Origin of the sequence: Streptomyces sp. NPDC050416 (assembly GCF_044458845.1) — a bacterium.
In the GTDB taxonomy this organism is placed as follows: domain Bacteria; phylum Actinomycetota; class Actinomycetes; order Streptomycetales; family Streptomycetaceae; genus Streptomyces.
The window spans coordinates 260,331-285,430 of the sequence record NZ_JBITII010000005.1; the positions used below are offsets into that span (position 1 = coordinate 260,331).

Annotated in this window: 24 protein-coding genes and 3 pseudogenes; 13 read left to right on the plus strand and 14 right to left on the minus strand. The window is 73.2% G+C overall.

Going from position 1 to position 25,100, the window contains the following annotated elements:
* Positions 1 to 5 precede the first annotated feature (5 nt).
* Positions 6 to 956 carry an NADP-dependent oxidoreductase gene (locus tag ACIBL4_RS17825; protein WP_399410985.1) on the plus strand — a complete coding sequence of 317 codons (951 nt, stop codon included), beginning with the start codon at positions 6 to 8 and terminating at the stop codon, positions 954 to 956.
* Between the two features lie 116 nt (positions 957 to 1,072).
* Here ACIBL4_RS17825 and ACIBL4_RS17830 read toward each other — a convergent pair whose 3' ends face one another.
* Together ACIBL4_RS17830 and ACIBL4_RS17835 are read right to left on the minus strand one after the other, a co-directional pair.
* Positions 1,073 to 2,179 (minus strand): NAD(P)-dependent alcohol dehydrogenase, encoded by a 1,107-nt coding sequence (locus tag ACIBL4_RS17830; RefSeq protein ID WP_399410987.1) that lies wholly within the window; start codon positions 2,177 to 2,179, stop codon positions 1,073 to 1,075.
* Positions 2,180 to 2,203: 24 nt separating this feature from the next.
* Positions 2,204 to 3,658, minus strand: a complete 1,455-nt coding sequence (locus ACIBL4_RS17835) for an aldehyde dehydrogenase family protein (RefSeq protein WP_399410989.1) — start codon at positions 3,656 to 3,658, stop codon at positions 2,204 to 2,206.
* 103 nt (positions 3,659 to 3,761) lie between these two features.
* On the opposite strand from ACIBL4_RS17835, the gene ACIBL4_RS17840 reads away from it, so the two are divergent.
* From ACIBL4_RS17840 to ACIBL4_RS17850, 3 genes are all read left to right on the plus strand, one after another.
* On the plus strand, positions 3,762 to 4,199 hold the full coding sequence (locus ACIBL4_RS17840) for a MarR family winged helix-turn-helix transcriptional regulator (RefSeq protein WP_399410991.1): 438 nt from the start codon (positions 3,762 to 3,764) through the stop codon (positions 4,197 to 4,199).
* 225 nt (positions 4,200 to 4,424) lie between these two features.
* Positions 4,425 to 4,805, plus strand: a complete 381-nt coding sequence (locus ACIBL4_RS17845; RefSeq protein WP_399410993.1) for an anti-sigma factor antagonist — start codon at positions 4,425 to 4,427, stop codon at positions 4,803 to 4,805.
* Positions 4,806 to 4,911: 106 nt separating this feature from the next.
* Entirely contained in the window at positions 4,912 to 5,574 is a 663-nt protein-coding gene (locus ACIBL4_RS17850) for a DUF4230 domain-containing protein (RefSeq protein ID WP_399410995.1), read from the plus strand.
* On the opposite strand, the gene ACIBL4_RS17855 is transcribed toward ACIBL4_RS17850, so the two are convergent.
* From ACIBL4_RS17855 to ACIBL4_RS17865, 3 genes and pseudogenes are all read right to left on the minus strand, one after another.
* The gene (locus ACIBL4_RS17855; protein WP_399410998.1) at positions 5,575 to 5,796 is read right to left on the minus strand and encodes a hypothetical protein; all 222 of its coding nucleotides are present in this window, start codon (positions 5,794 to 5,796) and stop codon (positions 5,575 to 5,577) included. It lies immediately after the preceding gene.
* 219 nt (positions 5,797 to 6,015) lie between these two features.
* A pseudogene (locus ACIBL4_RS17860) lies at positions 6,016 to 6,464 on the minus strand (monovalent cation/H+ antiporter complex subunit F); the annotation flags it as partial.
* Positions 6,461 to 6,682, minus strand: coding sequence for a hypothetical protein (locus ACIBL4_RS17865; RefSeq protein WP_399411000.1), 222 nt, complete (start codon positions 6,680 to 6,682; stop codon positions 6,461 to 6,463). The pseudogene ACIBL4_RS17860 and the gene ACIBL4_RS17865, both read right to left, overlap by 4 nt.
* A 169-nt stretch (positions 6,683 to 6,851) precedes the next feature.
* Here ACIBL4_RS17865 and ACIBL4_RS17870 point away from each other — a divergent pair, with 169 nt between their 5' ends.
* A complete protein-coding gene (locus tag ACIBL4_RS17870) occupies positions 6,852 to 7,397 on the plus strand; it encodes a VanZ family protein (RefSeq protein WP_399411002.1) in 546 nt (181 codons plus the stop codon).
* Between the two features lie 67 nt (positions 7,398 to 7,464).
* On the opposite strand, the gene ACIBL4_RS17875 is transcribed toward ACIBL4_RS17870, so the two are convergent.
* On the minus strand, positions 7,465 to 7,701 hold the full coding sequence (locus ACIBL4_RS17875) for a hypothetical protein (protein ID WP_274821561.1): 237 nt from the start codon (positions 7,699 to 7,701) through the stop codon (positions 7,465 to 7,467).
* Between the two features lie 66 nt (positions 7,702 to 7,767).
* A complete protein-coding gene (locus tag ACIBL4_RS17880) occupies positions 7,768 to 8,577 on the minus strand; it encodes an SDR family oxidoreductase (protein ID WP_399411005.1) in 810 nt (269 codons plus the stop codon).
* Between the two features lie 143 nt (positions 8,578 to 8,720).
* Between ACIBL4_RS17880 and ACIBL4_RS17885 the strand changes: the two genes are divergently transcribed.
* The 4 genes from ACIBL4_RS17885 to ACIBL4_RS17900 all read left to right on the plus strand — a co-directional run bounded on the left by ACIBL4_RS17885 (position 8,721) and on the right by ACIBL4_RS17900 (position 13,496).
* Positions 8,721 to 9,761 carry a PHP domain-containing protein gene (locus ACIBL4_RS17885; RefSeq protein ID WP_399411007.1) on the plus strand — a complete coding sequence of 347 codons (1,041 nt, stop codon included), beginning with the start codon at positions 8,721 to 8,723 and terminating at the stop codon, positions 9,759 to 9,761.
* A 52-nt stretch (positions 9,762 to 9,813) separates the two neighbouring features.
* Positions 9,814 to 10,479, plus strand: coding sequence for an HAD family hydrolase (locus tag ACIBL4_RS17890; RefSeq protein ID WP_399411009.1), 666 nt, complete (start codon positions 9,814 to 9,816; stop codon positions 10,477 to 10,479).
* Positions 10,480 to 11,041: 562 nt separating this feature from the next.
* On the plus strand, positions 11,042 to 12,220 hold the full coding sequence (locus ACIBL4_RS17895) for an aromatic acid exporter family protein (protein WP_399411567.1): 1,179 nt from the start codon (positions 11,042 to 11,044) through the stop codon (positions 12,218 to 12,220).
* Between the two features lie 247 nt (positions 12,221 to 12,467).
* On the plus strand, positions 12,468 to 13,496 hold the full coding sequence (locus ACIBL4_RS17900; protein WP_399411011.1) for an SDR family oxidoreductase: 1,029 nt from the start codon (positions 12,468 to 12,470) through the stop codon (positions 13,494 to 13,496).
* Positions 13,497 to 13,625: 129 nt separating this feature from the next.
* Here the strand turns inward: ACIBL4_RS17900 and ACIBL4_RS17905 are convergent, their stop codons facing one another.
* The 4 genes and pseudogenes from ACIBL4_RS17905 to ACIBL4_RS17920 form a co-directional block, all read right to left on the minus strand.
* Positions 13,626 to 13,922 (minus strand): hypothetical protein, encoded by a 297-nt coding sequence (locus tag ACIBL4_RS17905; RefSeq protein ID WP_399411013.1) that lies wholly within the window; start codon positions 13,920 to 13,922, stop codon positions 13,626 to 13,628.
* 139 nt (positions 13,923 to 14,061) lie between these two features.
* A pseudogene (locus ACIBL4_RS17910) lies at positions 14,062 to 14,322 on the minus strand (sugar kinase); the annotation flags it as partial.
* Between the two features lie 47 nt (positions 14,323 to 14,369).
* Complete coding sequence (locus ACIBL4_RS17915) at positions 14,370 to 15,344, minus strand: phosphotransferase family protein (RefSeq protein ID WP_399411015.1); 975 nt, start codon at positions 15,342 to 15,344, stop codon at positions 14,370 to 14,372.
* A 30-nt stretch (positions 15,345 to 15,374) separates the two neighbouring features.
* Positions 15,375 to 18,546 (minus strand): annotated as a pseudogene (locus ACIBL4_RS17920) (cytochrome P450).
* Between the two features lie 151 nt (positions 18,547 to 18,697).
* On the opposite strand from ACIBL4_RS17920, the gene ACIBL4_RS17925 reads away from it, so the two are divergent.
* Positions 18,698 to 19,342: a PAS domain S-box protein gene (locus ACIBL4_RS17925; protein ID WP_399411018.1), complete on the plus strand. Its 645-nt coding sequence runs from the start codon at positions 18,698 to 18,700 to the stop codon at positions 19,340 to 19,342.
* A 151-nt stretch (positions 19,343 to 19,493) separates the two neighbouring features.
* Here the strand turns inward: ACIBL4_RS17925 and ACIBL4_RS17930 are convergent, their stop codons facing one another.
* Entirely contained in the window at positions 19,494 to 20,390 is an 897-nt protein-coding gene (locus tag ACIBL4_RS17930) for a DUF3626 domain-containing protein (RefSeq protein WP_399411020.1), read from the minus strand.
* Between the two features lie 83 nt (positions 20,391 to 20,473).
* Here ACIBL4_RS17930 and ACIBL4_RS17935 point away from each other — a divergent pair, with 83 nt between their 5' ends.
* The 3 genes from ACIBL4_RS17935 (at position 20,474) to ACIBL4_RS17945 (ending at position 23,621) form a co-directional block, all read left to right on the plus strand.
* Positions 20,474 to 20,968, plus strand: coding sequence for an FBP domain-containing protein (locus ACIBL4_RS17935; RefSeq protein ID WP_399411022.1), 495 nt, complete (start codon positions 20,474 to 20,476; stop codon positions 20,966 to 20,968).
* Between the two features lie 85 nt (positions 20,969 to 21,053).
* Entirely contained in the window at positions 21,054 to 22,307 is a 1,254-nt protein-coding gene (locus ACIBL4_RS17940) for an aromatic acid exporter family protein (RefSeq protein ID WP_399411024.1), read from the plus strand.
* Between the two features lie 117 nt (positions 22,308 to 22,424).
* Positions 22,425 to 23,621, plus strand: coding sequence for a lactonase family protein (locus ACIBL4_RS17945; RefSeq protein WP_399411026.1), 1,197 nt, complete (start codon positions 22,425 to 22,427; stop codon positions 23,619 to 23,621).
* On the opposite strand, the gene ACIBL4_RS17950 is transcribed toward ACIBL4_RS17945, so the two are convergent.
* Positions 23,589 to 24,332 (minus strand): DUF2470 domain-containing protein, encoded by a 744-nt coding sequence (locus ACIBL4_RS17950; protein WP_399411028.1) that lies wholly within the window; start codon positions 24,330 to 24,332, stop codon positions 23,589 to 23,591. The genes ACIBL4_RS17945 and ACIBL4_RS17950 overlap by 33 nt on opposite strands.
* Before the next feature lie 85 nt (positions 24,333 to 24,417).
* Positions 24,418 to 25,026 (minus strand): TetR/AcrR family transcriptional regulator, encoded by a 609-nt coding sequence (locus tag ACIBL4_RS17955; protein WP_399411030.1) that lies wholly within the window; start codon positions 25,024 to 25,026, stop codon positions 24,418 to 24,420.
* Between the last annotated feature and the right edge of the window lie 74 nt (positions 25,027 to 25,100).

Genomic DNA, 25,100 nt, shown 5'->3' on the forward strand with positions numbered 1-25,100 from the left:
TGACCATGAGCACACAGAACACGATGCGAGCCATCAGCCAGGACGTCCTCGGCGGTCCCGAGGTCCTGAAGGAAGTGGAAGTCGAGCGCCCGGCGCCGAGGCCGAACGAGGTGCTGGTCCGGGTGCGGGCCGCCGGGGTCAACCCGACCGACTGGAAGCACCGCGCCACGGGCGGCTTCCTGGGCGAGCCGCCCTTCGTCCTGGGCTGGGACGTCTCCGGGGTGGTGGAGGCGGTCGGCATCGGCGTCGCGGCGTTCGCACCCGGGGACGAGGTCTTCGGCATGCTGCCGTATCCGTACGGGCACGGCTCGCACGCCGAGTACGTCATCGCCCCGGTGCGGGCCCTGACCCGCAAGCCGGCCGGGATCGACCATGTCCAGGCGGGCGCGCTGCCGCTGGTGTCGCTGACCGCGTGGCAGGCCCTCGTCGAGCACGCGGACCTGAAGTCCGGGCAGCGGGTGCTGATCCACGCCGCGGCGGGCGGGGTCGGGCACGTCGCGGTGCAGATCGCGAAGGCGCGCGGCGCGTACGTGATCGGCACGGCGAGCGCGGGCAAGCACGAGTTTCTGCGCGGGATCGGCGTGGACGAGACGGTGGACTACCGGGAGACGGACTTCACCGAGGCCGTGAAGGACGCCGACGTCGTCCTGGACACGATCGGCGGCGACACCGCCCTGCGCTCACTGCGCGTGCTGCGCCCAGGCGGCGTCGTGGTGTCGATCCTGCCGGTTGGTTCGGACGACTTCTACGAGGAGGCCGACCGGCTCGGTGTCCGTGCGGTCCGGATGCTGGTCGACGCCGACCGCGCCGGCATGGAGACGATCGCGGAACTCGCCGGGACCGGCAGGCTCCGCGCCACGATCGCCGGGACCTTCCCGCTGTCCGCCGCCGCTGAGGCCCACGCCACCGGCGACACGGGCCGGACGACAGGGAAGCTGGTCCTGGTGAACGACTGAGGCGAGAGGCCCCAAAGGGGCGCGGGGAACTGCGCGACAAGCCACGGCAAACCCGCACACGCCGGTCCCCCGCGCCCCTCGAGCTCTCATGCGAACGGCCGTCACGGCCGATCGCGTCAGAACATCAGAACCGGCTTGATCGTCTTGCCCGACCTCATGTCCTGCACCGCCCGGTCGATGTCCCCGAAGGGATACGTGCCGATCAGGCGGTGCAGCGGCAGCCGCCCGTCCTTCACCAGACGGACCAGGGCCGGGATCATGGTCTGCGTCTCGCTGTCGCCGAGGGTGAGACCCACGATCCGCTTGCCGCCGAGCAGCCCGTTGACGTCCAGGGCGACCTCCGTACCGAAGGGCGGGGCGCCGACCACGACCAGCGTGCCGCGGGCGGCGAGCGCGTCGACGCCCTGGCGCAGGACGCCGACATTTCCCGTGGTCTCCACGACACCGTCCGCGCCCTGGCCGCCGGTGATCTCGGCGAGGGCCGGGGCGAGGTCCGTCCCGCTCGTGTCGACGGTGTGCGTGGCGCCCAGTTCCGTCGCCAGGGAGAGGCGTTCGGCGACCCGGTCGACGGCGACGATCCGCGTGGCCGGGGTGAGGGCCGCCGCCATCACGGCCGACAGGCCGACCGCTCCGGCGCCCAGGACGACGACCGTGCTGCCCGTGTCCGGCTTCAGGACGTTCCAGACGGCACCCACACCGGTCTGTACGCCGCAGCCCAGCGGGGCGATGGACTCCAGCGGCACGTCCGGGTCGACCTTGACGAGGCTGCGCTCGTCGGCCAGGGCCCGCTCGGCGAAGGAGGACTGGCCGAAGAAGTGCCCGCCCAGGGCCTGGCCCTCGCGGCTGATGGTGCTCGTGCCGTCGGCCCGGCTGCCGCCGAGCAGGTTCAGCGGCAGCCAGGTCGCGCAGTACGCGGGGTGCCCGCCGCGGCAGTTGCGGCAGTCGCCGCAGGAGGTGAAGGAGAGCAGGACGTGGTCGCCGGGCGTGACGCCGGTGACGGCGGAGCCGACGGCCTCGACGACGCCCGCGCCCTCGTGGCCGAGGACCCCGGGCAGCGGGAAGGGCAGTCCGCCGCTCGCCACACCGAGGTCGGTGTGGCACAGGCCGGTGGCGACCATGCGGACCAGCGCCTCGTGCGGGCCGGGTTCGTCCAGGACGACGTCGGAGAGGGTGAAGGGCGCGCCGCCGGACTCGACGACCGCGGCACGGGTGGTGGTGGGCATCGCAAGAGCTCCTTGACGACTGTCTCAGTCGAGCGAGACGACGACGGACTTGACCTTGGTGTAACCGGCGAGGGCCTCGGGCCCGTACTCACGGCCGTAGCCGGAGTCCTTCACGCCGCCGAAGGGGATCGCGGGGTCGAGCATCGCCCAGTCGTTGACCCACACGATGCCGGCCTGGAGCCGGTCGGCGACCCGGTGAGCACGGGCGAGGTTGGTGGTCTGGACCCCGGAGGCCAGGCCGTAGGGGGTGGAGTTGGCGAGGGCGACGGCCTCGTCCTCGTCGTCGAAGGGCTGCACGGTGAGGACCGGGCCGAAGATCTCCTCCTGGACCACGCGGGAGTCGTTCGACAGGTCGGCGATGACGGTGGGCTTGTAGTAGTAGCCGCCGTCCAGGTCGAGCCGCTCGCCGCCGCAGACGATCCGGGCGCCCTCCTTGCGGGCCAGGGCGACGTACTCCTCGACCTTCTTCAGGTGCTTCTCGGCCGCCATCGGGCCGATGACCGTGGCCGGGTCGCGCGGGTCGCCGACCGGCACCCCGGGCACGGCATCGGCGAGGATGCCGAGGAGGGTGGGGTGCACCGAGCGGGCCACCAGCAGGCGCGGGCCACCCATGCAGAACTGGCCGGTGTTGAAGACGAAGCCCTTGATGACCGCGCCCACCGCCTTCTCCAGGTCGGCGTCCTCGAAGACGAGGTGGGCCGCGTTCCCGCCGAGTTCCATGGTGACGGGCTTGAGGGCCTCGCCGGCGACGCTCGCCACGTGCCGGCCGATCGCGGTGGAGCCGGTGAAGGCGACCTTGTCGACACCGCGGTGGCGCAGCAGGGCCTCGCCGGCCACCGGTCCGCTGCCGGTCACGACGTTGACCACGCCGTCGGGCACCCCCGCCTCCTGGAACAGCCGGGCCATGTAGAGGGCGCTCAGCGGGGTCTCGTCGGCGGGCTTGTGGACGACGGTGTTGCCGGCGGCCAGGGCCGGGCCGATCTTGCTGCCGGCGAGGATCAGCGGGAAGTTGAACGGGGTGATCGCGGCGACCACGCCGAGCGGCTCGCGCCTGGTGTAGGCGAGGGCGTTCATGGGGGTGTCGCGCAGGGCGCCGTCCTGGCTCTGGGCGAGGTTGGCGAAGTACTCGTAGTCGTTGGCCGCGTTCGTCACGTCGACCGCGTTGCACAGCGTGATCGGCTTGCCCACGTCGAGGCTCTCCAGCGCGGCGATCTCGTCGGCGTTCTCGCGGATCAGCTGGGCGACGCGGTGCAGCACCCGGCCTCGCTCGCGGCCGCTCAGACCCGACCAGGCGCCGTCGTCGTAGGCCTCGCGGGCGGCCCGTACGGCCGCGTCGACGTCGGCCGGGCCCGCCTCGGCGACGGTGGTGACGACCGCGCCCCGGGACGGGTCGACCACCTCGGTGCGCGCCCCGTCGGCGGCCTCGCGCCACTGTCCCCCGATGAACAGCTGTCCGGGTTCCCTCTCGAAGGTGGTCATCGCCGCTCCTCAGCGTCGTCGCCAAGATTTCAACAAACAGGATTCCTGTTGGTTCGCAGTCTCATTACAGACAGGTTTCCTGTCAATGGTCTAGCCTGCATCCATGCTCGACGCACAGGTGACCAAGGCGCCCCCTTCCCTGCTCTACATGGTCAAGCAGGTGGAGCTCGTCGTACGCTCCCATCTGGACGAGCTGGTCAGACCCTCCGGGATCACCGCTCTCCAGTACACCGCGCTGACCGTGCTGGAGCGACACGACGGACTGTCGGCGGCCCAGCTGGCGCGCGACTCCTTCGTCACCGCGCAGTCCATCGCCGATCTCGTCCGCTCACTGGAGGGCCGCGGGCTGGTGCGCCGGGAGCGCAATCCCCGCAACCGCCGAGAGCTGCTGATCCTGCTCACCGACGCCGGGCGGGAGCTGCTCGCACAGTACGCCGGGCCCGTCCGGGAGCTGGAGGAGCGGATGGTGCGCGACCTCACGGCACACCAGACCGAGCAGTTCCGCCAGGCTCTCGTCAAGGCCTGGCACGCCCTGTCGTAGCCCGGGCACCCTGTCGCGACCCGAAGCGCACGCCGGGGAACACGCCCCCTCCCACGCCCGCGCACGCCCCCGCGCGAACCTCGGCCAACTCGGCCGCAATTCAGAGACATATGTCAATCGAACATGCTCAAATTCACTAGTTCGGGGGTAACTTGCAGGGCGGGGAACGGTTCTGACGACCGCGGCCCCTCCCCACGCACGGAGCAGGCTGGAGGCGATCTCGTCGTGCGGCAGGAACCTGCACCGCTCACCCGGCATCTGCGCGTCCGACAGGAACGGGGGCACACGGTGCTGGAGTTCCGTGGCGAGATCGACCTCGCAGCGGCCACGGAGATCGCCCCGCACCTGGACCGGGAGACGAACCGCCGCGCCGCCCGGGTCGTGATCGACCTCAGCGGGATCGAGTTCTTCGACTGCTCGGGCCTGCGGCTGCTGTACCGGGCCAGGAGCCGGGTGCTCGACCGGGACGGACAGCTGCTCCTCGTCTGCGCCCACCCCCTGACGCTGCGCGTCCTGCGGATCACCGGCCTGTCCCGGCTGCTGCCCCCGCAGCCGACGCTGGACGCGGCCCTGGAACAGCCGGAGGCGGCGTCGGGCCCAGTGTGATGCCCGAGTGCGCCTTCAGCGCTTCCGCTGACGTCCTCCCTCCTCAACCGGCCGGTCTGGCAAGGCTCCTGGCGGGCATCAGGACAGTAGGAAGGAGGGCCGTCGCATGACGACTCCCGTCAAGCGTCTCCCCCGGCGCGTGCCCGGCTGGGCGAAGGTGGTGGGCGCCCTGGTGCTGGTGCTCGTCGTGTTCTTCGCCGGGATCCGGCTGAGCGTGATCCCGGGCCTGAAGGACCTGTTCGGCTCCGAGACCCACGACCGGTCCGGCCCCGCGCTGCTGAAGTCCGTCCAGGACCTCAGCCGTTACGACGCCGCCTCCGGCAACTTCCAGGTCGTCGTGGACCTGGAGAAGGACGCCAAGTTCCTCCCCGACGCGATCCGCGGCACCCGCACCCTGTACGTCGGTGCGGGCACCGTCGACGCCTACGTCGACCTGGGCAAGGTCGGCGACGACGACGTGCAGGTCAACGGCGACCGCACGTCCGCCACACTCCGGCTGCCCCACGCGCGACTGGGCAAGCCGGCCCTCGACCCCGACCGTTCCTACGCCGTCTCCAAACAGCGCGGTCTCTTCGACCGCCTCGGCGACCTCTTCTCGGACAATCCCAACGGCGAACAGGCCGTGCAGAAACTCGCGGTACGACACATCGGCGACGCCGCGAAGGAGAGCGAGCTGACCGCCCGCGCCGAGACCAACACCAGGAGCATGCTCGAAGGCCTGCTGCGTTCCCTGGGCTTCAAGGAGGTGCGCGTCTCGTACGGGAACTGATCAGCTCCCGAGGACCTCGGGCAGGGCCAGCGCGCCCAGCAGCGTGGTGCCCACCAGCAGCCACGCGACGTAGTCCCCGACGTGCCCGGAATGCAGGCGCCGCAGCGGCAGCGCCCGGCCCCGCGGCCGGGTGACGGCCACCGCCGCGAGGGCGAGCGCCAGCGCGGTGGAGGCGAGGCCGAGCAGGACGCCGGGCGGGGTCCAGTGCACCGAGAGGCGCACGAGGCCGCCGGTTCCGGCGCGCCACCGAACCCGGGGATCTCACCGACGGCGAGGGACCCGGCGAGCAGCACCGCCGGGACCGCCGTCATGGTGTCCGGGACCCGGCTCAGCCGCTGCCGGGTCTCGGGCTCCTCGCCGGAGCCGGTCGTCTCGTACACGTTCCCTTCCTCCGGCCTGGGACCGAGGCCGAGGAACACGCGCGCGGCGACCCGCAGGACCGCCCCGGCGGTCACCGCGCTCGCCAGGACGTACAGCACGGTGAGCGGGCCGCCCACGGCCTCCTCCGTGACCGACTGTCACCAGCAGCTTCGCCATCGTCCGGCCGGCCCGGTGACCGCGCACAGCGCCAGCACGACCACGGCTCCGAGGCCGGCCGCGGCCCAGGTCACGCCCCGGCCGCGGGGCGGATCCTCGGCCAGTTCCGCGGCGAGGAGCCGGGCGAAGACGAGCGTGCCGACCGGGCCGAGCAGGGCGAGAACCAGGGCGAGATCGACGTAGGAGGGGCGGTCGTAGCCCTGGGCGATGAGCAGCAGGCCCGGGCAGGCCACCGCCGTGGACAGGTTCTGGGCGACGACCCGGCGCCGCAGCGGTCCGGTGGCGACGCCCCACAGGGCCGCCGCCAGGCCGGCGGCGAGGGTGAGCGTCGCGGCCAGGATCCAGCCGTTCACCGTCCGGTCACCGCCCGTCGCGCGGCCCGCGCCGCGAGCGCCCCGAGGAGGGCCGCGCCCGCGCCGACCGCGAGCTCCAGCGGGCCGACGGTGGTGACGAACACCAGCCACAGCGCGGTGAGCGCTGCCCACCACAGCGGTACCTCGGCCACGGTGAGGAGCGTCTTACGCCGGACCACAACGCCATCTCCACGGGCGCTGATCGTTGTGGCGGTCATCCAAGCACCGCCCCGGCTGCGGGATGTGACGGCGCGCGGCGGCTCCCAGGGCGGAGTGGCCCGGCGGACGGCGGGGAAACCGTGGCCGGGAACGATCCCCGGCGGCATCGTCGGCGCGCCCGTGGGTAACCGCCTTATCACCTTGGGAAGTTGAAGTCTGGAGGACACAATGGCCGGTGCAGCCTCACGTCCGCGTACGGCCGGCTCCGGCCGCGAGCGACACCGGTTGCCGCTGCCCGTGCGGCTGCTGGCGATGCTGTGCGCCTTCACCTTCATGGTGGCCTTCGCCGTGGTGCTGGCCCGGCTCACGCTCCAGCCCTCGCCCGCGTCGGAGGCGCTGACCCACACCAATCTGCATCCGGGCCGCTCGCTGAAGGCCTATCTCGACCAGCCGGAACTGCGGGACGCCGTCCGGCAGATCGGCGGCAACATCCTGCTGGGCCTCCCCTTCGGCGTCCTCGTGCCCGTCGTCGCCCCGCGCACCCGCGGCATCCTGCGCGTGCTGCTGCTGACCGCCGTGGTGATGCTGCTGGTGGAGTTCGCCCAGGGCGCGCTGGTCACCGGCCGTGCCTTCGACATCGACGACGTCATCCTGAACACCGGGGGCGCGCTGATCGGTTACCTGCTCCTGGGCCGCCGGCTGAGCCGCGCGGTCCACGCGCGCGAGCGGCGCGGGGGCCGGGCGGGGAGGAAGCCGGCGACCGAGAAGTCCTGACCGCACCATCAGGCCCGATGACGCCAACAGGCCCGATGACGCCAACACGCCCAGTGCACGGTCAGGCCTAGTGCACGGTCCAGGTGAACTTGTCGCCGCCGACCCAGCGGACCACGTCCGGATCGTCCAGGTCGTGGACCGTGATGCCGAACGCGGCGGCGGCCGCCAGCACGTCGGTGACGGCCTTGGCCTCCCCGACCACCTGGCCGTCGATCTCCACGATCCGGAACGGCGGTGTGCCCGGCTGCACCCCGAGCACCATGATCCGAGGGTGGGATATGTACGGGCTCGCGCTTTCGGTCATGCATCGAGCGTAGAGCGCATCCGGCGGTAGTGCGGGGTCCAGTCGCGGGCCGGACCGGCCGGCCGCTCAGGGGCGGCGCCAGTCGTCGCTCGTCAGGTGCGAGCCGGCCTGGGGGCCCATACGGAGCATGCCGCCGTCGACGCTCCAGGAGGCGCCGGTGACGTACGAGGCGTCGGGGCCGGCGAGGAAGGCGATGACGGCGGCGACCTCGCGGGCGTCGCCGGGCCGTCCCAGCGGCACGCCGGGGCGGCTCTCGGTGTGCGGGTCGGTGTCCTCCTGCCCGGTCATGGGCGTGGAGATCTCCCCGGGCGCGACGGCGTTGACGGTGATGCGGTACTCCGCGAGTTCGAGCGCCATGACCTGGGTGAGCAGGCCGAGACCGCCCTTGGCGGCGCAGTACGGGGCGGCGCCCACGCGCGGCTGGTGCTCATGGACGGACGTGACGTTGACGATCCGCCCCCCGTCGCCCTGCCGGATCATGTGCCGGGCCGCCTTCTGCCCGCACAGGAAGGGCCCGACCAGATCGACGTCGAGGACCTCCCGCACGTCGGACAGCTCCAGGTCGAGGAAGGGCGTCATGGTGCCGGTGCCGGCGTTGTTGACCAGCACGTCGACACGGCCGAGGCGCTCGCACAGCTCGTCGACGGTGTCGGCGGCGTCGGGCAGCCGGGTGAGGTCCATCCGGGCGACCTCGGCCCGCCGCCCGTGCGCCCGGACCTCCTCGGCCGTCTCCTCCGCTCCCTTGTGGTCGCTGTGCCAGGTGATGCCGACGTCCATGCCCGCCTGGGCGAGCCGTACGGCGGTGGCCCTGCCGATGCCGGAGTCGGCGCCGGTGACCACGGCGACCGTGCCGGGGGACGCGGTGGGATCGGACATGGCGGGCCTCCTCGTCGGCGCGTTCGGGACGAGGCATCGCAGTACCCGGGTGCGTACCGGGCAAACCGCGCGCACGTCGTGCGGCCCGCCGGGCGCTGGGGAACCCTTGAGGTGGCCGGGGAACCCTTGAGGTGGAGGTGACCATGGATCCCGTCGAGGCACTGGACCGGATCGCCTTCCTGCTGGAGCGGTCCCTGGCACCGACGTACCGCGTGCGCGCCTTCCGTACGGCGTCCCGGGTGCTGAAGGAGCTGGGCGAGGACGAGGTGCGCCGGCGGGCGGACACCGGGTCGCTGGAGTCGCTCAAGGGGGTCGGTCCGAAGACCGCCCAGGTGGTGCGGGAGGCCTTGGCCGGTGAGGTGCCGGGCTATCTGCGCAAGCTGGAGGGCGAGGCGAAGGAGCCGCCCGCCGTACGGGGCGGCGAGAAGCTGCGGGCGCTGCTGCGCGGCGACTGCCATCTGCACTCCGACTGGTCGGACGGCGGCAGCCCGATCGAGGAGATGGGCCGGGCCGCGGCGGCGCTGGGGCACGAGTGGGCGGCGCTGACCGACCACTCGCCGCGCCTGACGGTGGCCCGCGGGCTGTCGGCCGAGCGGCTGCGGGAGCAACTGGACGTGGTGGCGGCCCTGAACGAGACGTGGGCGCCGTTCCGGCTGCTGACCGGCATCGAGTGCGACATCCTCGAGGACGGCTCGCTCGACCAGGAGCCGGAGCTGCTGGACCGGCTCGACGTCGTGGTCGTGTCGGTGCACTCCAAGCTGCGCATGGACGCCCGGTCGATGACCCGGCGGATGGTGGCCGCGGTCCGTGACCCGCACTCGGACGTGCTGGGGCACTGCACGGGGCGGCTGCTGACCGGACGGGGGCGGCCCGAGTCGGAGTTCGACGCGGACCAGGTGTTCGCGGCCTGCGCGGAGACGGGCACGGCCCTGGAGATCAACAGCCGGCCGGAGCGGCTCGACCCGCCGCGGCGGCTGCTGCGCCGGGCCGTGGACGCGGGGGTGCTGTTCTCCGTCGACACCGACGCGCACGCGCCGGGGCAGCTGGACTGGCAGATCAACGGGTGCGCGCGGGCGGAGGAGTGCGGGGTGCCGCCCGAGCGGGTGGTGACGACGTGGTCCCTGGACGAGTTGCTGGCCTGGACCCGTGAGCGGCGGGTGCCGTCCGGCGTGACGGGCGGCTGAGGTGGTACCCGGGCGGGCCCGAGGAGCGGGCCGAGAGGAAGGGATCGTACGCATGGCGAAGGCGGGACGGGCGGCCGTGTTCGACGTCGACGGCACGCTGGTCGACACCAACCACCTGCACGTCGTGACGTGGTGGGAGGCCTTCCGGCAGGCGGGCCACGACGTGCCGATGCACGCCGTTCACCGGGCCGTGGGCCTGGCCGCCACCGACCTCGTCGCGCACCTGCTCGGCGATGACCGGGACACGGACCAGGACGCGGCGATCAGCGCCGCGCACAAGGCGCTGTACGGGCAGTACTTCGACCGGTTGCCCGCGCTGCCCGAGGCGGGGGCGCTGCTGCGGCGGCTGCACCGGGACGGCTGGGCGGTGGTGCTGGCCACGTCCGCCGGCGGCGCCGAGCTGAGCGCGCTGCGCCGGGCGATCGACGCGGACGACGCCATCACCGCCACGGCCAGCGCCGACGACGTGGACGCGGGCAAGCCCGCGCCGGAGCCGGTCGAGCACGCCCTGGAGCTGGCCGGGGTGCCGGCGGAGCGGGCGGTCTTCGTCGGCGACACCGTGTGGGACATGCGGGCGGGCAGCCGCGCCGGAGTGCGCTGTGTGGGTGTCCTGTGCGGTGGCATCCCCCGCACCGACCTGGAGAAGTCCGGCGCGGACGCGGTCTACGCCGACCCCGCGCACCTTCTGTCGTCCCTGCGGGACGGTCCCCTGGCATGAGGCGGCGTGAAACCCCCGGTCACGCGGATACTCGCAGCGCATGACGCGTGTGAGGAGTGTGGTTCGACGGGCGGCTCAAGCCTTCGGCCGCCGAAAGGACGAATCCGCGACGGCGAACGACACCGGCCCCTCCGGGGGGCCGACCCGGGGGGTGGGACACGACGAGGTGACGGAAAGCCGGACAGGTCGGGGGAAGGAGGCCGACGACCCGGAGGACAGCCCGCCGGACCGGGGAAAGGAGGCCGACGACCCGGAGGACAGCCCGCCGGACCGGGAGGCGGGACCCTACGAGACGAACGGCAGCCGGAAGGCCCAGGAGACACGCCCCCGCAACGCCACGGAAAACCGAGGAGCCCTGGAGGCGGGACCCCGCGACGCAGAGCACAGCCCGCCGACCCGGGAGACGGAACCCTACGAGACGAACGGCAGCCGGACGGCCCAGGAGACACGCCCCCGCAACGCGTCGCCCGGCCGGGCGGCCCAGGAGGCGTCGCCCGGCCGGGAGGGGCGGGGCCGGGCCGTGGTGGACAGCCGGGTCGCCGCCGAGGCGTTGCGGGAGCGTATGGAGGATCTCGGGCAGGAGGTGCGCTCCGCGCGGCCGCTGGACGCCGTGCGGCGGGAGGCGCGGCGGGCCGTGGAGGCCGTGCGGGCCGCCTGGCGTGGGCCCGGGCGGGAGCGGGACCTGGTCGTCCAGTCGTTGAAGGCGGCCGCGGCGGCGGTGATCGCCTGGCTCGTGGGCGGCGTCTGGATGGGCGACCCGCTGGCCCTGATGGCGCCGTGGGTCGCGCTGGTGCTGGTGCAGGCCACCGTCTACAGCTCGCTGGTGCAGGGCGCTCGGCAGTTCGGGGCGATCTGCGTCGGCACCGTGCTGGCCTCGGCGACGCTGGCCCTCACCGGAGACACGACGGGCGCGCTCGCCCTGTCCGTCCCGGTGCTGATGCTGCTCTCGAACTGGCCCCGCTTCGGCGACCAGGGCATCTACGCGGCGACCACGGCCCTGTTCACCCTCACCTCGGGCATGGCCGGCCTGGAGGGCGTCGGGCACCGGGTGGGGCAGGCGGCACTCGGCGCGGTCATCGGCGTCGCCGTCAACGCGCTCGTGCTGCCGCCGATCCACCTCCGGGACGTCCGGGAGAACCTGGCGGCCCTCGCCCGGGAATCGGGTGACGTGCTGCGTTCCGTCGCGGCGGACCTGCACGCGGGCGACTGGGACGCACAGACCGCCGCGGGCTGGCTCAACGCCTCGGCACGGCTGGAGCGCCGCCTGGACGCGTTGCGCTCGGCGCGCCGCTGGAGCCAGGAGAGCCTGCGCCTGACCTACGGCCCGCTGCGCGCCCTGCACCGCGTTCCGCACATGCCCCTGCCGCCGCCGGACGAGGACGAACGCCTCGGCCGCGTCACCGGGCACGTCACCGCCCTGACCCGGGCGCTCGCGGTGGCCGTGGACGGCAACCGCACGCCCGCCCCGCCCGAGGGCAAGGCCCTTCGCTCGTACGCGGACCTGCTGGACATGATCGGGGAGGTCTGCGACGCGGAGGCCGACCGCCTGCTCAACGGCATCGTGGATCCCCGCCCGGACGACGAGAGGGAGGAGAGGATGCGGGAGTTGCACCGGTACTTGCAGGACAGGCTGCGGGAGCACGCCGGGCTGGGCGCCGAGCACACGGCGGTGCTCGGCACGCTGCTGCTCCAGGCCGAGAACCTGTGGGCCGAGATCCTCCCGGAGCACGAGGAGCGGTGACACACATCACCGCGAAGCAGGTTCACGCCCGGAACACCCAGAGGTAGTTCCCCGTTGAACAACACGTGGGTGCGGAGGGGACGGTGTCCCCGGGCCGTACGTCCACCCCTTGAGCCGCCCCGGCCGTGATTCCCCCGTCCGGCCGGGGCTTTCCTCTGCCCGCGCGCGATCGGCTGCCCAGGTGCAATCGCCCCGGTCCGGGTACTCGGTCAGCTCCGAGGACGGTCGCGGTCGAGAGGAGCGGATGGTGAGCAGCGGAACAGGCATGAGGGTCGTCGTCACGGGCGCCACCGGCAACGTGGGCACCAGCGTCGTGCGCCTCCTCTCGGAGGATCCGGAGGTCACGTCCGTGCTGGGCCTGGCGCGGCGGATCCCCGACTGGTCGCCGCCGAAGACGGACTGGTCGGCGGTCGACCTGGCCTCCGAGGAGTCCGATCTGGTCGAGCAGTTCCAGGGCGCGGCCGCGGTGGTCCATCTGGCCTGGGCGTTCCAGCCGACGCACGACCCGGCGGCGACCTGGCGCGCCAATGTGCTCGGCAGCATGCGGGTGTTCGAGGCGGTGGCCGAAGCGGGCGTGCCGGCGCTGGTGCACGCCTCGTCGGTCGGCGCGTACTCGCCGGGCCCGAAGGACCGGGCGGTGGACGAGTCATGGCCGACGCACGGCTGGCCGGACGCCGCGTACTGCCGGGAGAAGGCCTATCTCGAGCGCGCGCTGGACACGTTCGAGCGCGACCACCCCGAGACGCGGGTGGTGCGGATGCGGCCGGCCTTTCTCTTCAAGCGGCAGTCCGCGAGTGAGCAGCGCCGGATCTTCGGCGGGCGTTTCCTGCCCGGCCCGCTGGCCCGCCCGGAGCTGCTGCCCTTCCTGCCCGACATCCCGGGGCTGCGGGTGCAGGCGCTGCACACGGACGACGCGGCCAGCGCGTACCGGCTGGCCGTGCACTCCGACGTCCGGGGCGCCTTCAACCTGGCGGCCGAGCCGTCGGTCGACGCCAAGGTGCTGGGCGAGATGCTCGGGGCGCGTCCGGTGCGGCTGCCGCGTACGGCGGCCCGCTCGGCGATCGCCGCCGCCTGGGGCCTGCACCTGCTGCCCGCCTCCCCACACCTGTTCGACGCGGTGCTGCGGCTGCCCCTGATGGACTGCACGCGTGCGCGCGCGGAACTCGGCTGGCGGCCCAAGCGCACGGCGACGGAGGTGCTGGAGGAGTTCCTCCAGGGCCTTCAGCAGGGCGCGGGCGCACGTACGGAACCGTTGCGGGGACGCAAGGTGGGTTGACCCCGGGTCTCCCACGGTATGACCACGGAGACGACCGATGGCCGCAGCCGGCCCCCACGGTCGGCTGCGGCCACCGGCGCTCACGCCGCCGGAGCGGAACAGCGCTCCGGCGGAGGATCAGGATGAGGATCAGGCGGAGGACTCGTCCGGCACCGGATGCTCGGGGTGGACGGTCCCCGAGCGCGTTTCGCCCTGCCGTCCCGTCCCTGCTTCGTCGGTGTCGGGGACATCGCGGGCGGGCTCGTCGGTCCCGCTCTCGGCTCCGTCCTCGGCCTCGTCCTCCTCGGCCTTGCGGTCCTTGCCGGTGCCCGTGAAGCGCGGGGCGACCTCCCAGGGGTCCTCGCCGGCGTCGGCCTGCTGGTCCGGCATGTCCCGCGGCACGGGATCACCGTTCTCACCGGGTCCTTCGAGGCGGTGGTCGGTCACGGCGTGCTCCCTTCACTGGTCCGGGCGCCACGCGAGTACCTCCGCGGTGACCAGAGAAACCTCAGCGCGGTGCCCGCTCCTGAAGCGCCGTGCGCCAGGCGGGGAGCGCACTGCCCGGTGCCGGATCGGGGCGCCGGCCGCCGATCATGTGGCCGCCGGCGGGCGCGACGCGCAGCAGGGTGCGGGGGCGGCCGCCGTCGGAGTCGACGCTGCCGGCCTCCTCGACCAGTCCGTCGGCGACCAGGTCGGCGACGACGTTGCTGACGGAGCCCGAGCTCAGCCCGGTCGCCGGGCCGGGCTCGAAGCGGCTGAGCGGCCCGCCGAAGCAGAGCCGTTGCAGCACGGCCGTACGGTTGGCCCGCCTGAGATCGCGCACCGTGCGCCCGCTCCGCCCCGCCATGTGGCTCCTCCTCCAACCCTTGTTTCACGATGTGACCCAACCCGGAGCTAACCGAGGCGCCGGGAGGCCTCCTCAACCTCGTCCAGAGCCGCGACCAGTTCCGGAGCGACCGTCTCCTGCACCCAGCGCTCGTGTTCCTCTCCGACCTCACGCGGGATCGTCTCGGTGAGCATGATCAGGTACAGGTACGCGCGGTACAGGGCCAGCCGGAGGCGGGCGGGGGCGTCGAAGCGGGCCGGGCCGCCGGCCTCCCGGTAGCCCGCCAGGAACGCCTCGTCCCGTTCGATGTCGCCCAGGAGCGCCAGGGAGACGAAATCGGCCAGGGGGTCGCCCCAGAACATGCGCTCCCCGTCGATGAGGCCGCCGATGCGGGCCTCACCGGCCGAGCGGTCGACCAGGATGTTGCCCCGCCACAGATCGAAGTGCACGAGGCACGGGACAGTGACCTCGTCGAGGGCGCCGTACGCGGACCGGGCGGTACGGGCCACCGTGTCGACGGGCCGGGGCAGCCGCGCCCCGTAGCGCCGGGCGTCGTCGAGGACGGCGTCGAACATCGTCGTGAACGCGGTCCGCCAGTCGGGGGCGAGCGGGCCGAGCGCGCCGGAGGGATAGCCGAAGCCGGGGCCCGTCACGCGGTGCAGCCGGGCCGTCTGGCGTCCCAGCTCCGCACGCAGTGCGGTCTGTTCCGCGTCGGTGAGCGAGCCGTCCCAGGAATCGCCAGGGCAGGCCGTCATCAGCAGGAAATCCTCCCCCATGGACACCAGTTGGGGTGCGGGGACTCCGGCGCGGGCGGCCGAGCGATAGAACTCGGCCTCCGAGACGAGGAGCCTGCGCTCGTGGCGGAGGCCGGGGGTGGCCGCCGCGGGCGGGATCTTCAGCACGTAGTGGGTGCCGTCGGTGAGGCGGAGTTCCTCGACGGTGTTGTACGTGCCGCCGGTCAGCGGGGCGAGGTGGGCGAGGCGGCCGGGGTCCAGGCCCGTCACCTCCATGATGTGCCGGGCCCGTTCCCAGGAGTCCACCACCGTGCGCCCACCCCTCCCCTTCGCCTTCGGTCAGCCGGCCGCGTACACGTCCTCGACGTAACGCCCGTCCGCGACCAGCCCGTCGAGCCACTGCTCGGCGGCCGTCTCGTCGGCGCCCGGCGTGTGCTTGCGGTACAGCGTACGGAACGCCTCCCGCACCCCGGGCGCCATCCGCGAACCGTCCCCGCAGACGTACACGCGCGCTCCGGCGGCCAGCAGGGCCCAGACCTCCTCGGCCTCGGTGGCGATGCGGTGCTGCACGAACCGCACCTCGCCCTCTGGGGCCTCGCTGAAGGCGGGGCGCAGGGATATGGCCCCGGCGATCTCGGCGGCACGCAGTTCCCCGGCGTGCAGGAAGTCGGCGTCGGGCGCGTCGCAGCCGAAGTAGCAGACGGCCGGGGCGAGTTCGTTGCCTGCGGCGAGGGCGGCCGTACGGTCGGCGATCGCGCCGCGGAACGGGGCGAGGCCGGTGCCCGCCGCGATCATGACGACCGGCGCCGATCCGCCGCCGGCGTCGATGCGGAAGGCCTCCCGGCACGGCCGCACGCGCGCGTACACCGTGTCGCCGGGCTCGACGCGGGCCAGGTGGCCGGATCCGGTGCCCCGGTAGACGCCCTTGCCCGAGCGGGCCGGTGCCTCCAGCAGCGACACCATCAGGTCCACGTGAGCGGGGTCGACGGCGGGTGAGGAGGAGATGGAGTAGTGGCGGGGGCGCAGCGGGGTGAGGAGGTCGAGGAGCTGCGGCCAGTCCAGGGCGCCGCGCAGGGCCGGGTGGTCCTCGAGGATCTCCACGAGGGTGCGCGGGTCGTCGGTGAGGGCGGCCAGGGCCGTGCGCTCCGGCGGGCACGGGTTGGCGGCGGCGAGCGCGGCCAGCTGATCGGCGCTCGGGCGCTCCTGCAACTCCACGTTATGGGTGAGGAGATGACGTACCGTCACGGGCCGGTCGACGGCGATTGAGTCGCGGCGCGGGCGGGTGGCGCGGATGTCCAGGACGGTGTCGAGGTCGACGCCGAGCGCCGCGGCGGCGCGGATGACGAGGTCCGGGTGGTTGGCGGGCAGCACGGTGAGGTGGTCTGCCGTGCGGTAGGTGACGCCGTCCGGCAGGGCCACGCGGACGAACCGCTTGCGGCGTGCGTAACCGGGCGCGGTGAGGTCGTAGGCCTCGGTGACCCGCATGGGGACGAGCCCGTGCCGCTCGGCGAGGGTGTCCAGCGGGCCGCCGGTCAGGGCGCGGACCTCGTAGGCCGCGGCGGGCTCCGGGTCTGGGGTCGTGGCCTCCGGGTCGCCGTACCGCTCCAGCAGGGCGACGCGGAGGGCCGCCGTGAACTCCCTTACCGTGCCGGTGAGGTCGCCGGAGGCGTCGGCGGCGGCGCGGTCGAGCAGCCGGGTGGCGCCGGACTCGGCGAGCCGCTCGTCGATCCGGGTGGGGACGTGCTGGTAGGTGGCGGCCCAGTTGCGGTCGCCGACGCCGAGGACCGCGTACGTCACGCCGGACAGGTCGTGGGTCTCCTCCAGCCGGGCGGCGAAGGCGGTGGCGTCGTCGGTGGGGCGGCCGTTGTAGGAGGCGGCAGTGATGACGACGGGCCGGTCGGTGGGCAGGCCGCCCGCGTAGGCGTCCAGGGGCGCCACCCGGGTCTCGCAGCCGACGGCGGCGGCCTCGTCGGCGAGTTGGGCCGCGAAGTCGCGGCAGGTGCCGTAGTTGCTGCCGTGCAGGAAGAGGGCGGCGGTGCCGGGGCGGACGCGCGCGGGCAGGCCCCGCGGTTCGGCCGACCGGGAGTCCCGGACCGGGGCGGCGCCGGGCAGCGGCGTGTGGACTCGGTCGGCGGTCGTGCGCGGGGTGAGCGTGAGGGTGAAGCCCTCGGGCTTGAGGGTGAGGGTCTCCTTGACGTGGAGCCGGTAGTCGGCGTGGTCGCTCAGCCGGTAGCGGTGGACGAGCATGGCCAGGAGCATGGTCGCCTCGTGCAGGGCGAACTGCCGTCCGATGCAGGCGCGCTCACCGGTGCCGAACGGCTTGAAGGCGTGCACGGGACGCTCCGCCTCCGCCTCGGCGGTGAAGCGGGCGGGGTCGAACAGCTCGGGGTTGTCGCCCCAGACAGGCTGGCGGTGCAGCATCGGCGTGAGCACCAGGGCGGACTGCCCGGCGCGCAGCGGGACGCGGCCGCCGAGCAGCGTGTCCTCGCGGGCCTCCCGGGCGAAGACGGCGGCCGTGGGCCATAGCCGGAGCGCCTCGTTGAGGACCTGGCGCGTGTACGTCAGCCGGCCGATCTCGTCGTACGTCGGCTCGACGTCCGCTGCGTCACCCCACAGCTCGTCGACCTCGCGCTGCACCAGCTGGAGCGCGGTCGGGTGCTTGGCGAGGTAGTACAGGGCGAAGGACATGGCGCCGGAGGTGGTCTCGTGGCCGGCGATGAGGAAAGTGATGACCTGGTTGCGGATGTTGGCGGTGTCGAGGGTGCTGCCGTCGGCGGGGTGCTCGGCGGTGAGCATGAGGCCGAGGAGGTCGTCGGCCTGGCTCTGGTCGGTGCCGGTGCGGGCGGCGATGACGTCGTCGACGACCTGGGCGAGATAGGCGGAGTCGTCGCGGAAGGCCGCGTCCTGCGCCGAGTAGTCCTGGCCCGGGACGCGGGCGAGGCGGGTCATGCTCCACTCCAGGCAGCGGACCATCGACTCGACGAAGGGGTGCGGCTCGGAGCGCTCGAAGGAGCCGAAGTCGTAGCCGAATCCGGCCAGTCCGATGGTGTCGAGCGTCATGCGCGTCATGTCGCCGGGCACGTCGACGGGGTGTCCGGCGCGGGCGTCGCCGTCCCAGGAGGCGATGAGCCTGCGGGCCACCTTCAGCATCACGGTGGTAGGTCCGCATCGAGCCGAGCGCGAAGGCGGGCATGAGGATGTCGTGCGCCTTGGCCCAGTTGGGCTCGTCGTTGTACGCGGTGAACAGGCCGTCGGCGGCGAACTCGCGGACGTTCTGCAGACCGGGCCCGATGTGCTTGGCGAACCGCTGCTCGTCCGCGAGTTCGGCCACGAGGTCCAGGTCGCCCACGAACAGGGTGTCGCGTCCGTACAGCCGCCGCACGAACACGGGCCCGTGCTCGCGCATCAGGTCCATGGCCTGCTGGACGGGCGCGTCGCCCGGTCCGGTGCCGGAGATGTCGGCGACGGGGAGGCCGTCTGCGGGCCTTGGGGTCTGTGCGGTGGGGCGCATGACGCGACAACTGCCTTTCGCGGTACGGACGTACTGCGATCCAGCGTGATCCACGGGACCCGGCGGGCCGCACCGCGGTCCTACATGATTGTGTAGTACATGCAGACGCGTCGCCCTTGCGCGGGGCGGCCCGGCATGGCAGGAGAAGCTCGTGGACCACGCCCGGCAGGAGGCCGTGACGTGGCGCAACCGCGCCCTGCTGCTCTTCGACCGGGTCGCGATGCCGGTCGCCGTGTGCGATGTGTACGGCGTGGTGCTGCTGGCCAATCCGGCGATGGCCGCGGAGTGCGGTACGACGCCGGGGCGGCTGCGCGGCCGTGACGTCCTGGACCTGTTCAGCCCGCGTGAGGCCACGCAGGTGGAGCGCATCGCCCAGGCCCTGCGCCTGCGGCACCGCTCGCGCTACCAGGTGTCGGTGCGCTGGCGGGCACCCGGCGGCGCGGAGCGGTACGGGGAGCTGACGGCGGACCCGGTGAGCGACACGGTGGAGGACACACCGGCGCTGCTGGTGATGCTGGGTGTGGAGGGCGAGCGCGTCCCCTCCCCCGCCCCGCCCGCCGGACAGGCCCGGGTCACGCCCATGGAGGCCCGCATCCTGGCCCTGCTGGCCGCCGGCGCCACCACGGCCCGTGCCGCCCGCGAGACCGGCCTCACCACCGACGGCGTCACGTACCACCTGCGCCGCCTGTCCGTCCGCTGGCACGCCACCAATCGCACGGAACTGGTCGCCCGCGCGTACGCGCTGGGGGTGTTCACCCCGGGGGTCTGGCCACCGGAGGCCCCGGCCGCGGAGTAGACGCTGCCCGCTCCCCACTGGTGGCCCCGCCTACACGCTGGGGGCGCTCACCCCCAGTGCTCACACCGGTTTCTCGCCACCACGGGCCCCGGCCACGAAGCAGGCCCTGCCCACTCCCCGCTGATGGCCACCGCCTACACGCTGGCGGTGCTCACACCGGGGTCCCGCCACCACGGGCCCCGGCCGGCGAGTAGGCCGTGCCCGCTCCCTCCGGCGCGCCGAAGCGGGCGAGGGTGTGCCACACCTTCTTCAGGTCCTGGAGTTCATACCGGCCCGTCCGGGCGGCGTCGCCGATGGCCCGCGGATCGACCAGGCCGTCCCGGGCGATCCGCGCGCCCAGTTCGGCGTACCCCCAGCCGCGGTAGTCGGCGTGGCGCCGTAGCCCGGCCACCGTGATGCGATAGCCGGGGTGCCACTCGACGGGGCACGGCAGCTGCCGGGCCGCGGCCTCGACCGGTGTGCCGCGGTAGCAGGCGTCCAGTACCAGTGCCTCCACGTCCCGGGCGAGGTCCACGCCGCCGTGCACGTGCGCCTCGATGTAGTCGTTGAGTGCGTCCTGCTCGTCCGCCTCGGCCAGCGCGATGAGCGACATGCCGGCCGCCACGCCGAAGTCGGCCGGCTCTGCGGCGCTGTCGGGGTAGCAGAACGTGGCGCGGGGCAGGACACCGGCGCGCAGCCGGAAGTGCGAGGAGCCGAAGCGCGGCGCCGCGCCGACCACTTGCCGGCGGAAGTTCAGGGCGCCGTACACGGGCCGCTCGTGGGCGGCCGCCTCGTCGTACACCCCGCCGAAGATCCGGCTCTCCCAGTGCCACCGGTCGCCGCCGGGGTGTGCCGTGAGGCCGCCGTTGCCGGTGCCGGTGACGAACTGGGAGTGGTAGGCGCCGTCCCGGGCGAGCGCGACGAGGATGGGCACGCCGCCCGCCGACCGGTCCGGGTGGAAGTTCAGCGTGATCCGCACCTCCGGATCGACGGCGGGCCCCGACGAGCCTCCCGCCACATGGCGCAGCGCCGCACGTGCCCGTGCGGACGCGACTTCGCGAAAATCCACTGGCTCCCCCGTCTTCGATGCTTCTAACCTGAACCGGAAACCTAGGGCCCCTAGGTTTCGTCGACCAGACCAGGAGCCCTCCCATGAGACCACTCACCGAACAGCACATCCGCAACTCCTTTATCAACTGCTCCAAGGGAGAGGCCAAGCGTCTGACCGTCCCGCGGGACCTCGGCGAGCGGCCCTGGGACGATCTCGACTTCCTCGGGTGGCGGGATCCGGGGGCGCCCGACCGGAGTTATCTGGTCGCCGAGCGCGAGGGGCGGCTCGTCGGGCTGGCGATGCGGTTCCAGGCGGCGCAGCGGGGCTTTCTGCAGCGCAGCATGTGTTCGCTGTGCCTGACGACGCATCCCCGGGGCGGTGTGTCGCTGATGACCGCGCGCAAGGCGGGAGCGGCCGGGCGTGAGGGCAACTCCGTCGGGGCGTACATGTGCACCGACCTCGCCTGCTCGCTGTACCTGCGCGGGAAGAAGGTGCCGGAGAACGGGACCCGCTTCGACGAGAGTCTCACTCTCCAGGAGCAGATCGAGCGGACCCGGGGGCACCTGGCCGCCTTCCTCGACAAGGTGTACGCCTGAGGCCCTCGGTCGCCCGTGGTTTTCCCCGGCGCTAACGTCCTTCATGAACGCGTTCGATACGCAGGGGAAGGGGAACAGCCTGAGGATGCGAGAGGTACGTGAGTGGACGGCGCACGCCAGGCGGATCGTGCACAAGCGCCGGGACCCCGTGGTCGTCCAGACGGTGCGGTCCGCGTTCGCGGCGACGATCGCCTACGTCATCGCGCTGCGGCTGAGCCCCGAGGCGGCACCGCTCACCGCTCCCCTGACGGCCCTGCTGGTTGTCCAGGTGACCCTCTACGCCACGCTCACCAACGGCTTCCGGCGGGTGAACGCCGTGGTCACCGGCGTCCTCGTCGCCATCGCGTTCAGCCTCCTGGTGGGTCTGACGTGGTGGAGCCTGGCACTGCTCCTCGTGGCCTCGCTGGCAGTGGGACGGCTGGTCCGGGTGGAGGAGTACGTACCCGAGGTCGCGATCAGCGCGATGCTCGTGCTCGGGGTCACCACCCACGGGGACACGGCCTGGGCCCGGGTGGTGGAGACGCTGATCGGCGCGTTCGTCGGGCTCGGCTGCAATCTGCTGCTGGCTCCGCCGGTGTGGGTGGAGGAGGCGGGCGCGTCCATCGAGGGGCTGGCGCGCCGGCTGCGGCAGCTGATGCTGCGCATGGGCGAGGAAGCCGCCGGCGGTACGCCCCCGGATCAGGCGGCGGAGCGGCTGCACGAGGCGCGGCGCCTGGACCACGACATCGTCGAGGTGGACGCGGCGCTCCGGCAGGCGGAGGACAGCCTGCGGCTCAACCCGCGCGTGCGCGAGGGCCTGCTGCATCGGGTGGTGCTGCGCACCGGCCTGGACACGCTGGAGATCTGCACGGTCGTCCTGCGCGTGCTCGCGCGCTCCTTCACCGACCTGGCGAAGGAACGCGAGCCCGAGCCGCTGTTCGACGCCGAGACGGGCGCCGCGCTGCAGCAGCTGCTGTCCGAGATCGCCGACGCCGTGGTGAGCTTCGCGGTGCTGGTGACCACCCATCTGAGCGCGAGCGCCGAGTCGGCGGAGGAACGTCTCGCCACGGAACTGCGCACCGCGGCGGGCACGCGCGACAAGCTGGCCCTGCTGCTGCGCAAGGAGGCCGAGCGCGAGACGCGGCACTGGCAGTTGCTCGGTGCCGTCCTGACGGAGGTCAACCGGATCCTCGACGAGCTCGACACCGAGCACCGCACCCGGCGCCTGTTCGAGGAACTGGACCAGGTGTCGCGGGAGCAGCGCGCGCGGATGCCCCGTCTGACGCGGCTGCGGGAGCGCCTGGGCGTCCAGGAGCAGATGTGGCGGAACCGTACGGGGGTCGGCGGACGTTCTCGCTGAGCGACCACCCGGAGTGGATTGCGCCGCGCGCAACGCCCGGTGCCGGTGTTGCACCTGACGGGTGATCCACGCCAGGGTGGCTGTCGCGACGGGACGAGTGACGACCTGAGGGGCGACATGGGCAGTGGTGGCTGGAGCAGGCGCCGGTTCGTCGGCGCGCTGGCGGGCGGTGCCGCCGCGGCGGCGCTGTCCGCCTGTGACGACGCGCCCGCGCCGGCGGCCCCGACGAGTCCGACGGCCCCCGATGCGGGCGTGAGCCCGTCCCGCCGGGCCGGGCGCCCGTCCGGACCGGGCCCCCTCTACCTCGGCACGTACACCTCCGTCGAGGGCGGCGGCAAGGGCATCGGCCTGGCCACGTACGACGCCGCGACGGGCCGGATCAGCGGCACCGGCACGATCACCGGCGTCGGCAACCCGTCGTACCTCGCGATCCACCCGGACCGCCACACGCTGTACGCGGTGAACGAGCGCGACGACGGTGCCGTGACGGCCGTCCGGCTGTCCGACCGGAAGATCCTGGGCAGCCGGAGCACCGGCGGCGCCGGCCCCTGCCATCTGTCGGTGCATCCGGGCGGGCGCTGGCTGTTCAGCGCGAACTACGGCTCCGGCAGTGTGGCCGTGCACCCGATCGACGCCTCGGGCGCCCTCGGCGAGCGGACCGGTCTCGTCCGGCACACCCGTCCGGCGCCGGGGCCGGGCCAGGAGGGTCCGCACGCCCACCAGATCTTCACCAGCCCCGACGGCGGTCATGTGCTCGCCGTGGACCTGGGCACGGACACCCTCTACACCTACCGCCTCGACGAGAAGGCCGGCACGCTCACCGAGGTCGCGCAGGCGCGGACGCGGCCGGGCGCGGGCCCGCGCCACCTGACGTTCCACCCCGGCGGCAGGTACGCCTACCTCGCGAACGAGGTCGACAACACGGTGGCGGTCTGCGCGTACGACCCCGCCTCCGGCCGCGTCACGGTCGGTGAGCCGCAGTCCACGGGCACCGGTCCGGGCACCAACTACCCGGCGCAGTTCCAGGTGACTCCGAACGGCCGTCACGCCTTTCTCGCCAACCGCGGCGACAACAGCCTCACGCGGTACGCCGTCGAGGCGGACGGCGCCCGGCTCAAGCTGCTGGACACCGTGCCGGTGGGCGGGGACTTCCCGCGCCAGATCGCCCTCTCGCCGGAGGGGACGCTGCTGTTCGCGGCGAACCAGAAGTCCGGCACGGTGACCGTCTTCCGTGTCGACGAGGAGAGCGGCGCGCTGCGCCGCGCCGGTGAGCCCTTTCCGTCACCGGTCGCCGTCTGTGCGCTGCCGCTGTAGGGCCCGCGGGCAGGCCGCGGCGGTCGCCTGGCCGAGCAGGACGTGCATGCGCTCGGTGAGCTGCGCGACGGTGTCGGCGGGGGTGTGGAAGGCGAGCCGTACGTCGCCGTCGGCACGGGTGCGTTCGATGCGCAGGGTCAGTCCGTGCCGGTCGACGGCGAGCGGCTGGACGCGGACCGCGCCGTGCAGGCTGTCGGCGCCGACGAGCCGGGTGAGCCGCTCGACCGCGTCCGCGTGGCAGTCGGCGAGGTGCGTCAGCAGCCGGGCCTCGGCTGTGCCGAGCGGGTCCGGCGTGGCGGCGGTGAAGTCGTCGAGGTCCACGACCACGGCCCCGGAGGGCTGCCGCAGCACCACGCGCGTGGCCCGGAAGGCCAGCCGGCTCTCCCCCTCCACGGTGAACCAGCCCGCGAGCCACAGCCGGGCGCGGATCCGGCTGCGGACGGGGACGGGCGCCACGTCGGCGAACTCCAGCACCGCGGACGGCTCGCCGCGGGGCGCGCAGATCGCGGCCCCGAGCAGTGCGCTGTCCCCGGGCACGTCCACCAGCACCCGGCCGTCCTCGGTCACCGTGTGCGCGCCGACCAGCTCCTCCCGCGTGCCCTCCGCGGTCACCGAGCAGGACCACGCGGCGGCGAGCACCGAGCGCGCCCGCTCCGCAGCGGCAGGGGCCGCCGTCCAGCTGTGGCTGTCGTCGTGGCTGTCGTCACCCATCCCAGACCTCCTTAGGTAAGCCTTGCCTAACCTACCGAAGATCGGGGCGTGAGCCAACCACGTCACGTGATCTTTACGAGGCCGTTCAGGGAGTGAGGACACCCAGCAGAGCGCGGGTGCACAGCTCACGCACCTGATCCCGGCTCAACTCCGTGCCGCGCAGCCACTCCAGACAGACGGACGTCGTGAACGCCAGCCAGCCGCGCACCGCGAGCCGCACCTCCGGCCGCTCCTGGAAGGCGAGGCCGAACTCGGGATCCGCGGCGAGCGCCGCGAGGATCTGCCGCTCCTGTGCCGCCAGGGCCCGCTGGTAGACGCGGCGCACCACCTGGTCCCCGGCCGCGTCGGCGCGGTGGAAGGCGCGGTAGCCGTGGGCGTGGGCCCGGACGTACTCCAGGAACGTGTCCAGGCCGCCCGCGAGTTGCTCGCGTACCGGGACGCCGGGCACCGCCGCCGTCATGCGCAGCATCCGCTCGCTCTCGCGCTCGACGACCGCCGCGAAGAAGTCCCGCTTGGTCGGGAAGTAGTGGTACAGCAGCCCGCGCGACACCCCGGCGATCTCGGCGACCTGCTCGATCCACACGTCGTCGTACGGACTCTCCGAGAACAGCCGCGCACCGACCGACAGAAGCTGCTCCCGGCGCTCCTCGGTACTGAGCCGGCGGCGCGTGCGCCCGCTCTGGTTCGCGGCCATGCCCGCACTTTACTTGACGCCGGTTCAACAACCGGACCAGACTGAAGCGCGCTATTGAACCCACGTACAACACG

Coding starts and splice junctions, on each gene's coding strand:
- ACIBL4_RS17830 (WP_399410987.1), bottom strand. CDS start 2,179: ATGCCCACCACCACCCGTGCCGCGGTCGTCGAGTCCGGCGGCGCGCCC.
- ACIBL4_RS17850 (WP_399410995.1), top strand. CDS start 4,912: ATGACGACTCCCGTCAAGCGTCTCCCCCGGCGCGTGCCCGGCTGGGCG.
- ACIBL4_RS17940 (WP_399411024.1), top strand. CDS start 21,054: ATGCGAGAGGTACGTGAGTGGACGGCGCACGCCAGGCGGATCGTGCAC.
- ACIBL4_RS17875 (WP_274821561.1), bottom strand. CDS start 7,701: ATGACCGAAAGCGCGAGCCCGTACATATCCCACCCTCGGATCATGGTG.
- ACIBL4_RS17840 (WP_399410991.1), top strand. CDS start 3,762: ATGCTCGACGCACAGGTGACCAAGGCGCCCCCTTCCCTGCTCTACATG.
- ACIBL4_RS17890 (WP_399411009.1), top strand. CDS start 9,814: ATGGCGAAGGCGGGACGGGCGGCCGTGTTCGACGTCGACGGCACGCTG.
- ACIBL4_RS17835 (WP_399410989.1), bottom strand. CDS start 3,658: ATGACCACCTTCGAGAGGGAACCCGGACAGCTGTTCATCGGGGGACAG.
- ACIBL4_RS17950 (WP_399411028.1), bottom strand. CDS start 24,332: ATGGGTGACGACAGCCACGACGACAGCCACAGCTGGACGGCGGCCCCT.
- ACIBL4_RS17825 (WP_399410985.1), top strand. CDS start 6: ATGAGCACACAGAACACGATGCGAGCCATCAGCCAGGACGTCCTCGGC.
- ACIBL4_RS17895 (WP_399411567.1), top strand. CDS start 11,042: ATGGAGGATCTCGGGCAGGAGGTGCGCTCCGCGCGGCCGCTGGACGCC.
- ACIBL4_RS17935 (WP_399411022.1), top strand. CDS start 20,474: ATGAGACCACTCACCGAACAGCACATCCGCAACTCCTTTATCAACTGC.
- ACIBL4_RS17885 (WP_399411007.1), top strand. CDS start 8,721: ATGGATCCCGTCGAGGCACTGGACCGGATCGCCTTCCTGCTGGAGCGG.
- ACIBL4_RS17955 (WP_399411030.1), bottom strand. CDS start 25,026: ATGGCCGCGAACCAGAGCGGGCGCACGCGCCGCCGGCTCAGTACCGAG.
- ACIBL4_RS17865 (WP_399411000.1), bottom strand. CDS start 6,682: ATGACCGCCACAACGATCAGCGCCCGTGGAGATGGCGTTGTGGTCCGG.
- ACIBL4_RS17945 (WP_399411026.1), top strand. CDS start 22,425: ATGGGCAGTGGTGGCTGGAGCAGGCGCCGGTTCGTCGGCGCGCTGGCG.
- ACIBL4_RS17880 (WP_399411005.1), bottom strand. CDS start 8,577: ATGTCCGATCCCACCGCGTCCCCCGGCACGGTCGCCGTGGTCACCGGC.
- ACIBL4_RS17870 (WP_399411002.1), top strand. CDS start 6,852: ATGGCCGGTGCAGCCTCACGTCCGCGTACGGCCGGCTCCGGCCGCGAG.